General features: G+C 69.1%; 1 protein-coding gene. It reads right to left on the bottom strand.

Translation table 11 applies throughout. The annotated features are described in order from the left end of the window. Positions 1-25 precede the first annotated feature (25 nt). A complete protein-coding gene (locus AAEY78_RS15125; protein WP_352340339.1) occupies positions 26-214 on the bottom strand; it encodes a hypothetical protein in 189 nt (62 codons plus the stop codon). Between the last annotated feature and the right edge of the window lie 19 nt (positions 215-233).

Below are 233 nucleotides of genomic sequence, written 5' to 3'. Positions count from 1 at the left end.
ACACAAGACCTCTCCAGTTTCTAGTTTACAGCGGCGAATCTATATTTCTGTCGTCCCTATACACGCACTGGACAGGCCCCCCCCCCCCCCCCCCCCCCAGACCCCCCCCCCCCCCCCCCGCCCCCCCCCCCCCCCCCCGCCCCCCCCCCCCCACCCCCCCCAAAGACCCCCCCCCCTCCAGCGCAACGACATCGCCACCGGAGCAGATTCGCATATTTCGTAGGGTCCAATCC

The sequence above is a fragment of the Psychrobacter sp. 16-MNA-CIBAN-0192 genome (genome assembly GCF_040309565.1).
Classification (GTDB): Bacteria; Pseudomonadota; Gammaproteobacteria; order Pseudomonadales; family Moraxellaceae; genus Psychrobacter.
Note: the sequence above shows the minus strand (reverse complement) of the source record. Positions and strands in the feature narration are given on the sequence as shown.

What these genes read in the sequence shown, in the direction of transcription:
- AAEY78_RS15125 (WP_352340339.1), bottom strand. Translation starts at nt 214, where the DNA reads ATGCGAATCTGCTCCGGTGGCGATGTCGTTGCGCTGGAGGGGGGGGGG.